This window comes from Dietzia sp. CQ4, from assembly GCF_014145125.1.
Classification (GTDB): domain Bacteria; phylum Actinomycetota; class Actinomycetes; order Mycobacteriales; family Mycobacteriaceae; genus Dietzia; species Dietzia natronolimnaea.
In genome coordinates, this window is record NZ_JAALDZ010000276.1 from 1 (window position 1) to 8,967 (window position 8,967).

Here is an 8,967-nt window from a genome sequence, read left to right on the forward strand (position 1 = left end):
GCATCTGCTGGCGCGGCATCCGCTGGCGCGGCGTCCCGCTGCCCCGGCATCCGCGACCGCGCCTGCGCACCTGGAACGCGTTCGCCCACGTCGATGCACTCGCGCGCGCACCGAAGTGCGCGCCAGCGATCATCGCCAGGAGCGGCTGAGCGACCGGGCCGGGCGGGGCGAGGGCTGTGAGCTGTGATCTATGGGCTGTGGACTGTGGGCTCAGACCCACCAGCGGCGCAGCACGTGCGCCAGCCCCGCCTCGTCGTTGCTCAGCGTGATCTCGTCGGCCGCGGCGTGCACCGACGGGATGGCGTTGCCCATCGCCACGCCGTGGTCCGCCCAGCGCAGCATCTCCAGGTCGTTGGGCATGTCACCGAAGGCGACAGTCACCGGGACGGCGGACGGCAGGGCCGTGGAGGCCGCGGTGGCGGCGGCGATCTCGGTCAGGCCGCTGGCCTTGGTCACCCCGCGGGCCGCGAACTCGATCAGCCCGTCGGTCGTGGAGTAGGTGACGTCGGCCAGGTGGTCGACCTCGCCGCGGAGCGCGGCCACCATGTCGGCGCTGGGCACCCCGGGAACCCGCGCCAGCAGTTTGAGGACCGGCGCGGAGAGCACCTCGGCGTGCCCTACCTCCAGGTGTGCGGGATGGATCCAGGCGTGCTCGTAGTCCGGGCTGGCCACGAAGTCGGCGTCCGCCGCGTCGGTGCCCAGCCGCTCGGCCGCGATCCCGCTGTGCGGGAGCCTCCGGCGCAGCACCTCGTCGATCGCGGCGAGAGTGTCCGGTTCGAGCAGCCGGGTGGACAGGAACTCGCCGGTGTCGGTGTCCATGATCACCGCGCCGTTCGCGCAGACCGCGAGCGGTGCGACGGGCAACTGGTCGACGACCTGGTCCAGCCACCTCGGGGGGCGCCCGGTGGCCAGCACGAACGTCGCGCCGTCCGCGACGAGGTCCGCCACGACCGCCCGGTTGGCCGCCGGGATGAGGTCGTCGGTGCCGAGCAGGGTCCCGTCGACGTCCGTGGCGACGAGCAGAGGTCTGGACCGGGTCACGGAGCGTCCGGGCCCGCCGGTCCCTTCGGGGCGTCGGAGGCGTCGGCGGACGGGTCCACGGCCTTCTCCGCCCGTCGGCGCATCCGCTCGGCGTGCTCGGCCTCGTCGAGGGCGGTGGCCTCCTCGAGGGTCGGGGCCGAACCGCCGAGACGGGCCGGGACCCAGTTCGCACCGGGCGGGTACGGGCCGTAGCGCTGCGCGTACTCGTCCTGCAGCCGCTCGAGGGTGGCCTGCATCCGCGAGCGCAGCTCCTCGGTGCACTCCTCCACCGGCTCGTACGCCGGCGTCGGCTCGCCGACCTCCATCATGATCGGCACCTTCGGGCGCAGCAGCTTCTTGGGCAGGCCCTTGGTCCACACCCGCTGCGAGCCCCACAGGGTCACCGTGATGATCGGGACGTCGGCGGCGAGCGCCATCCGCACCGCACCGGACTTGAAGCCCTTGACCTCGAAGCTGCGACTGATGGTGGCCTCGGGGAACACGCCCACCAGCTCTCCGGCCTTGAGCCGGTCCACCGCCTCGTCGAACGACGCCTTACCCGCCGTGCGGTCGACCGGGATGTGCTTGAGCTCCCGCATGATCGGCCCGGAGATCTTGTGGTCGAACACCTCGACCTTGGCCATGTAGCGGATGAACCGCTTGTGCAGGCGCGCCGGGATGCCGCCGTAGACGAAGTCGAGGTACCCGGTGTGGTTCATCACCACCACGGCCCCGCCGACCTCGGGGAAGTTGCGCTCGCCGCGCATCGTGATGTCCAGTCCCTGGACTTTGAACATTGTCCGGGCGAACCCGATGATCCCCGTATAGAGCAGCTCCACGGCCCCCAGCGTAGCGGCCCACCCCGGGCGGCGTGATCCGCTGCCGGTAGGTTCGGCGGGGTGGATGACGACGAGCCCTTCGATTCGGTCGACCCCGCGGCGCGCAGTCGCCACTATTCGTGGCCGCCGCTGCCGAGCGAGTCCGAGCGCAGCCCGCACGCGGGGCTGGACGCCCTGCGGGGGATCGTCGACGGCGAGCGTCACCTCTCCCCCGGCGCGCACACCCTCGGCCTGGCACTGACCTCGGCGTCCGATCGCGTGGTCGCCATGACCGCCACACCCGGGGAGTGGGCCCTGAACAACGGGGGGACCGTGCACGGCGGGATCGTCTCGGGGTGGGTCGACTCCGCCCTGGGCTACGCCACCGCGACCGTCGTCGACGAGGGCGTGGGCTACAGCACGCTCGACCTGACCGTCCGGTACATCCGCGCGCTCAGGTTGGAGAAGACCCCCGCGACGATCCATGCCGAGGTCGAGCACGTGGGCCGGTCGACGTGCGTCGTGCAGGCCAAGGTCCTCGACACCGACGGTCGGACCTGCGCCAGCGCGAGCGGCGTGATGATGCTCTTCCGGCCCTGAGCCGATCCGGTCAGCGGGGCGGCTCGAGCACGTCCTTGCCGACGAACGGCCGCAGCGCCTCGGGCACGACCACGGAACCGTCCGCCTGCTGGTGGTTCTCCAGGATCGCCACGAGCCAGCGCGTGGTGGCCAGCGTGCCGTTGAGGGTGGCGGCCGTCTGGGGCTTTCCCCCCTCGTCCCGGTAGCGCACCCCCAGCCGGCGGGCCTGGAACGTCGTGCAGTTGGACGTGGACGTGAGCTCCCGGTAGGCACCCTGGGTCGGGACCCACGCCTCGCAGTCGTACTTGCGGGCGGCCGACGACCCCAGGTCCCCACCGGCGATGTCGATCACGCGGAACGGCAGCCCCATGGCCTGCAGCATCTCCTTCTCGAAGCCCAGGAGGCGCAGGTGCTCGGCGTGGGCCTCCTCCGGCTTGCACCAGGAGAACATCTCGACCTTGTCGAACTGGTGCACGCGGATGATGCCCCGGGTGTCCTTGCCGTGGCTGCCGGCCTCACGCCGGAAGCACGAGGACCAGCCGACGTACCGCTTGGGTCCGGCCGACAGGTCCAGGATCTCGCCCTGGTGGTAGCCGGCGAGCGCGACCTCGGAGGTGCCCACCAGGTAGAGGTCGTCGGCCTCGAGCCGGTAGATCTCGTCGGCGTGGGCGCCGAGGAACCCGGTGCCCTGCATGATCTCGGGGCGCACCAGAACCGGCGGGATCATGAGTGTGAAGCCGTTGGCGGTGGCCTTGTGCGCCGCCAACTGCAGCATGCCCAGCTGCAGGAGTGCGCCGTAGCCGGTGAGGAAGTAGAAGCGCGCGCCCGAGACCTTGGCGCCGCGTTCCATGTCCAGCAGCCCCAGACTCTCCCCGAGCTCGAGGTGGTCCCTCGGCTCGAAGTCGAAGCTCGGGATCTCGCCGATCCGCTCGATCTCCACGAAGTCGTCCTCGCCCCCGGCGGGGGTCCCCGCCTCGACGACGTTGGAGAGCAGCCGCTGGAGTCGGTCGACCTCGGCCGCTGCGGACTTCTCCGCCTCCTCGGCGTCCTTGACCGCCTGCTTGAGCGCACCCGCCGCCTCGAGCAGCGCGGGGCGGTCCTCCGGCGAGGCCTGACCGACCTTCTTGCCGTGTGCCTTCTGCTCGGCGCGCGCGCCGTCCGCGGCGGAGATCGAGGACCGGCGGGCCTCGTCGGCGGCCAGCAGCCGGTCGACCAGCGAGGGGTCCTCGCCGCGGGTGCGCTGGGAATCGCGGACGAGGTCGGGGTTCTCGCGGAGGAGCCTGAGATCGATCACGGCGACCAGCCTAGCGGCCCCGTCCCACCACCCGAACTAGACGCCGAAGAGTTCGAGGAAGGCGTCCTTCTCGAACATCCGGGCGGTGTCGACCGCAGTGGGCGTCCCCCCGTTGGGGTCCGCACCGCCCTCGAACAGCACCCGGACCACCTCGCCGTACCCCTTGAACACCGCCCCCGCGAGCGGGGTCTGCCCGCGGTCGTTCGCGCGGTCGACATCCGCGCCGCGGGCGAGCAGCGCCCGGACGGTGTCGGGATGCCCGTTGTAGGCGGCCAACATGAGCAGCGCGTCACCGCGCTCGTTCGTCAGGTCCGGGCTCACCCCAGCGTCGACGTAGGCGGCCAGGCGTTCGGTCTCGCCGTCCCGGGCGAGCTGGAAGAGCATCTGTGCGAACTCGAGGACCTCCGGGTCGACCCCCTCGCGCGGCGCGCGGGTTCCGCTGTCCGGGCCGCCGGCCTCGTCTCGGTTCTGTCCGCTCATGCCCTGAATCCTATCGGGGCGGCGAAGTTGCGGCATCATGGATGCGATGATCACCTCCTCGCGATCACCACACCCGGGCCGGTCACTGCTCCGGACCCGGGGCGCGGTCATGGCCTCACTCGTCGCGATCCTGTCCGGCGGGGCGATCACCGGTGGACTCATGGCCTCGGCCATGGGGGATCCGAACTCCGCGACGGCGGAACGGATCGCGGCCATCGTCCCGCAGGTCGACCCGAGGACGCTGTCCGGGCCCGCCTACGCGAACGCGGCCCCGGGAACGTGCCTGACCTGGCAGGTCGACGCGGCCGACCGCGTCACCGCGTTCACGACCGTCGACTGCGCGGAGCCCCACCGCTTCGAGGTCGCCGGCCGCATCGACCTCTCCGGGGTACCCGGGTTCGGCGAGAACACCCCGCTCCCGGACAACTCGAGGTTGGCCCCGATCGGCACCGATCGCTGCTTGCCGCTGATCACCCGCTACGCGGGGGGCCGCGAGGTCGACCCGGCGGGCCGGTTCACCGGGCTGGTCGTCCCCCCGTCCGAGGAGGGCTGGGCCAAGGGCGACCACACCGTGTTGTGCGGCGTCGCCGCGGCCGAACTCAACGGCCGGTCGACCACCTCGACAGGGGTGTTCGCGGAGGCCGACCAGCACCGACGGTGGGACCCCGGCACCTGCCTGGGGTTCACCGACGAGGGACTTCCCGGTGCGCCGGTGCCGTGTTCGGAGGACCACGCGATCGAGGTGGTCTCCGACGTCGACGTCTCCGGACTCTTCCCGGACGCGCCCACCCCGCCCGAGCCGCGGGTGCAGTCCGAGCTCACCGCGGACGCCTGCCTCGCCGCCGGGACCGCCTACCTGGGCGACGGGGAGGCCCTGCGCCGCACCACCCTGATCTCCACGCTCGTCAACCCGATCTCACAGATCTCGTGGGCGACCGGGAGCCGCACCGTCAACTGCGGGCTGATGCGGGCCGCCGACCCCGGGCCGTTCGCGGTGCTGCGGGGGTCCGCGCGGCAGGGCGTGCTGATCGACGGCTCCACCCCGGTGCCACCCACCACCACCGAGGTCCCGCCACCCGGGGTCGGCCAGGGGACACCCGGCACGCCGACCGACCCGGATCCCGGGACCGTGTCCGTCCCGATCCCCGGCGGTACGCCGTGAGCATCGTCGTGGCCGAATCCCGGTTCGAGTCGCTCGTCGACGACGCACTGGACTCCGTCCCGGACGCGTTGTTCGACGCGATGGACAACGTGGTGGTCCTCATCGCCGACCGCCATCCGGAGGAACCGGGCCTCCTGGGCCTGTACGAGGGCGTGGCGTTGACCGAGCGTGACACCACCTACTCGGGTTTCCTGCCCGACACGATCACGATCTACCGGGGTGCGCTGTGCGACTTCTGCTCCACCGAGGAGCAGTTGGTCCACGAGGTGGCGGTGACGGTCATCCACGAGATCGCCCACCACTTCGGGATCGAGGAGCACACCCTGCACGCCCTCGGCTGGGGCTGACCGGACTTGGGCATCACAGCTGGTCCGACGTGACCGGGCCTGGGCATCACAGCTGGTCCGACGTGACCAGCCCGTCCCGCACCGCCTTGGTCAGCCGCACGTACCCGCCTGTACCGGGATCGCGGATCCAGGTTCGCGGGCCGGCCTTCGGCAGGCCCCGGGCGGCGAATCCGGTGGCGTCCGGCCGATACCAGTTCGTCACCGGGATGTCGTCGACGACGTGGACGATATCCGGTCGGCCGGTGGGCGGGACCGAGGCGAGTGCGCCACCGACGTCGGCCGCGGTGATCGCCGTGGAGCCCCACCGGCTCACCGCGGCGACGGCGACCGGACCCGTGGCAGCGGACACGCCGTACAGCACGGCGAGGTCGACCTCGGGCAGATCCCCGAGCGCGTCGGCGACCTGGATCGGGAACACCGGGCCGTGCGCCGTGCGGACCACCGTGCTCGCCTGGCCGAGCTGCCAGTAGTCACCGTCCCGGTCACGCTCGAAGATGTCGTCGGTGGACACCCACGTGTCGCCCCGACGGAACACCCCGCGCAGCCGGCGAACGGAGGCGTCCACCCGGAGACGGGGCCGGGTGAGGAGCACCCCGGGCGCGCCGACCCCGCTCGGCACGGCGTAGCCACCGGGACCGGTCCTGATCGCGCCCGAGTCGGGGTCGACCTCGACGAGCCGCACCTCGGCGGTGCCGGGCAGCGGACGGCCGCGCGCGCCTTGCTTGGTCGTCGAGAGATTGGCGAGGACGACATCGACCTCGGTGCCGGAGTAGAACTCGAGGACCCGGGTCCCCGGGTAGCGGTCCAGCAGCCGCCGCCACACCCCGCGGGGCATGCCCGATCCCATGAAGAGCGGGATCGCCGGGAGGGTCTCGCCCGGATGCACCGGCCGACGGACCAGCTCGCGCATCATCGCCCACGTGTAGGACACGGCCGTGACCCCGTAGCGGCGGATCTCCTCGTCGAAGGTCGCCGGGTCGAATCCGCGCGACAGCGCGATCCGGGACCCGGCGGCCACGGCCCCGCCGACGGCGGTGAGCAGACCGGACGGGTGATGGAGTGGACTGAGGCAGTACACCGTCGACGCGGCGGTCAGGCGCGCGGCGCTGGCGGTGCCGAACGCGGAGAGCGCCCACCGGTGGTTGGTCACGAGCTTGGTCTGCCAAGCTCCCGTCGAGCGGGTGAAGACGACGAAGGCGAGGTCGCCGGCGCGGCCGGGGTCCGGCACGTACCAGCGGGGCAGCTCGACCGCATCGGGGTCGATGCGTTCGAGGTCGACCAGCCCTGCGCCGAGGTCTCCGGGCAGGTCGCGGTCCGCGCCGCCGCCGAGGACGAGCGCCCGCGCCCCGGCGTCGGTGACCCTGGCGGCGTGCTCCGGGTCGACGACCACCTCGGACACGGAACTGAGCGTCAACAGTTCGGCCAGATCCTGCGACGGGGGCAACAGCACGGCCACGGCGCCGAGACGCGACAGCGCGGCGATCGCGACCAGCGCCGAGGGCCGGGTCTCCATGAGCACACCGATGTGGTCGCCCTGGCGCACCCCGACCTCGATCATCCCCCTCACCACGTTCGTGATCCGGGCGTCGACGGCCGAGTACGTGTGCACGCGATCGGAGAACAGGAAGCACGCGTCATCAGGCTGCGTCCGCGCACGCTCGGCCATGATCTTGGCGAACGAGATGCGTGTCCCCGTCTGGATCTGCCCCAGTCGCAACAGGCGCGGCGCGGCGTGCAGCGCCTCGTATCCCAGGGCCCGCGTCGTCCGCAGAGTGCCCACGGCGAGGTGGCCGGCACCGCGCACCACACCGACCCCCACCCCGGCGATCTGCGTCGCCCCTTCCGTCGCGAGCATCACCGCCGTGCTGGGAGACGGGTCACCACCGGAGTCGGGCCCGACCTCGACGATGCCCTTCGGACGATCTCCGGTGCCTTCTCTCCAGTCGATCCAGTCGGCGACGGCAGGCCATGTCAGCGAGGAGGCGGTCGAGCCGACGACGAGTCCGAAATGCCCGGCGCGGACCGGGAACTCGAAGACGTCCGCGCCGGGGGCGACGGCCGCGATCTTCCGGACGCCCGCCGGGACGCCGATCTCGTCGACTTCCCCGAGCACCGCGAGGACGGGACAGGTGATGTCGGCCAGGGACACGACGTGATCGCCGACGACGAAGCCGCCGACCATCATCCGATTCTGGATGATCACCTGGTGGAGCACGTCGACGATCGCCGGTCCGGACCACGCGACGAATCCCTCGCCGCCGAGAAAGCGGCGCTGCCGCTCGTGTCCGATCAGCGCCTCGCGGTCGTGGAGTTGACGCAGGAAACCCACCTGCGCACGCGCGGTCTTGATCGGGTCGAGCAGACGGAACCCGGCCGAGGCCATCCACCCGGGGAGCGAGCGGTCGCTGAAGACGTGGTCGGCGACGAAGCGGGCGACGTTCACGATCAGGTCCTCGGGTACGCCGAGCGGGGCGTTACCGCGGACGTCGACGGGCGCGCCGAACGTCACGACGCTCTCGAGGTCGCGCGAGCGCCGGTATGCCGCGGCCTGATAGCAGAACATGCCACCCTGGCTGTACCCGGCGAGATGCACCGAGCGACCCGTGGCCACGGTGACGAGGTCGACGGCGTCGCTCACGGCGACCACGTGGTCGGTGAGGGTGCGTTCGAGTCCGCCGTCCTCGAGGTCCGGGGAGCCGAAGTCGATCACCCAGGGATCCATGCCGGCCGCGTGCAGCGCGGCCACCGCGCTCGTCGACGGGGAGACGTCCCAGACGTCGGCGGAGATCATCATGGGGGGCACGAGCACGATCGGCGGGCGCGGTCTCTCTTCCGCATCACCGCCGACACGTCCGTGCTCCGCGACCCCCGCCACCGGCGCGTAGTAGCGGCGCAGCCGGAACATCGGCCGACGGGTGGCGATCTCGAACGGCGAGAACTCCTCGTCGGTCTGGAGACCGCCGAAACGCAGGACCTCGATCGCGTTGACGACGTACGACGTCGCGGTCTTGAGGGCGACGGCGAGGATGTCGGGGCTGAGGGTCATGGTGGGTCTGACACTAGGGCGCGACTTCTGGTCGGAGTGGTCAGTTCACGAACAGAGGGGAGGACGGGGCGCGAAAGGTGGTCGGCCCGGCGCACCGCCGGTCAGAACGGCGGGCGTCCGAGGTGGTCGCCCCACCGCTCACAGGACCACCCACCGCGGTCCGGCGCCAACTCGATGACCCCGCAGTTGGGGATCCGGTTGACCAGCGCCCACTGTGAGGG

General features: G+C 71.8%; 8 protein-coding genes. 3 read left to right on the forward strand and 5 right to left on the reverse strand.

All coding sequences use genetic code 11. From position 1 onward, the window contains the following. Positions 1-210: 210 nt before the first annotated feature. On the reverse strand, positions 211-1,041 hold the full coding sequence (locus tag G6031_RS14705) for an HAD family hydrolase (protein ID WP_182653651.1): 831 nt from the start codon (positions 1,039-1,041) through the stop codon (positions 211-213). Beyond that, positions 1,038-1,859: a lysophospholipid acyltransferase family protein gene (locus tag G6031_RS14710; protein WP_182653652.1), complete on the reverse strand. Its 822-nt coding sequence runs from the start codon at positions 1,857-1,859 to the stop codon at positions 1,038-1,040. Before G6031_RS14710 ends, G6031_RS14705 begins: the two co-directional genes overlap by 4 nt. Positions 1,860-1,919: 60 nt before the next feature. On the opposite strand from G6031_RS14710, the gene G6031_RS18970 reads away from it, so the two are divergent. Then, the gene (locus G6031_RS18970) at positions 1,920-2,438 is read left to right on the forward strand and encodes a PaaI family thioesterase (RefSeq protein WP_179524224.1); all 519 of its coding nucleotides are present in this window, start codon (positions 1,920-1,922) and stop codon (positions 2,436-2,438) included. A 10-nt stretch (positions 2,439-2,448) separates the two neighbouring features. Here G6031_RS18970 and serS read toward each other — a convergent pair whose 3' ends face one another. Both serS and G6031_RS14725 read right to left on the reverse strand, forming a co-directional pair. Beyond that, positions 2,449-3,711, reverse strand: coding sequence for a serine--tRNA ligase (gene serS, locus G6031_RS14720; RefSeq protein WP_182653653.1), 1,263 nt, complete (start codon positions 3,709-3,711; stop codon positions 2,449-2,451). A gap of 36 nt (positions 3,712-3,747) precedes the next feature. Next, positions 3,748-4,095, reverse strand: a complete 348-nt coding sequence (locus G6031_RS14725) for an ankyrin repeat domain-containing protein (protein ID WP_206682168.1) — start codon at positions 4,093-4,095, stop codon at positions 3,748-3,750. Between the two features lie 142 nt (positions 4,096-4,237). Between G6031_RS14725 and G6031_RS14730 the strand changes: the two genes are divergently transcribed. Both G6031_RS14730 and G6031_RS14735 read left to right on the forward strand, forming a co-directional pair. Continuing rightward, on the forward strand, positions 4,238-5,353 hold the full coding sequence (locus G6031_RS14730) for a septum formation family protein (protein WP_241737366.1): 1,116 nt from the start codon (positions 4,238-4,240) through the stop codon (positions 5,351-5,353). After that, positions 5,350-5,700, forward strand: a complete 351-nt coding sequence (locus tag G6031_RS14735) for a metallopeptidase family protein (protein WP_179524221.1) — start codon at positions 5,350-5,352, stop codon at positions 5,698-5,700. Before G6031_RS14730 ends, G6031_RS14735 begins: the two co-directional genes overlap by 4 nt. Before the next feature lie 46 nt (positions 5,701-5,746). Here the strand turns inward: G6031_RS14735 and G6031_RS14740 are convergent, their stop codons facing one another. Then, positions 5,747-8,746 carry an AMP-binding protein gene (locus G6031_RS14740; RefSeq protein WP_182653654.1) on the reverse strand — a complete coding sequence of 1,000 codons (3,000 nt, stop codon included), beginning with the start codon at positions 8,744-8,746 and terminating at the stop codon, positions 5,747-5,749. Positions 8,747-8,967: the final 221 nt, after the last annotated feature.

Bases quoted from the DNA above. Each gene is read 5' to 3' on its own strand.
- G6031_RS14725 (WP_206682168.1), bottom strand. From the start codon at position 4,095: ATGCTCTTCCAGCTCGCCCGGGACGGCGAGACCGAACGCCTGGCCGCC.
- G6031_RS14730 (WP_241737366.1), top strand. From the start codon at position 4,238: ATGATCACCTCCTCGCGATCACCACACCCGGGCCGGTCACTGCTCCGG.
- G6031_RS14740 (WP_182653654.1), bottom strand. From the start codon at position 8,746: ATGACCCTCAGCCCCGACATCCTCGCCGTCGCCCTCAAGACCGCGACG.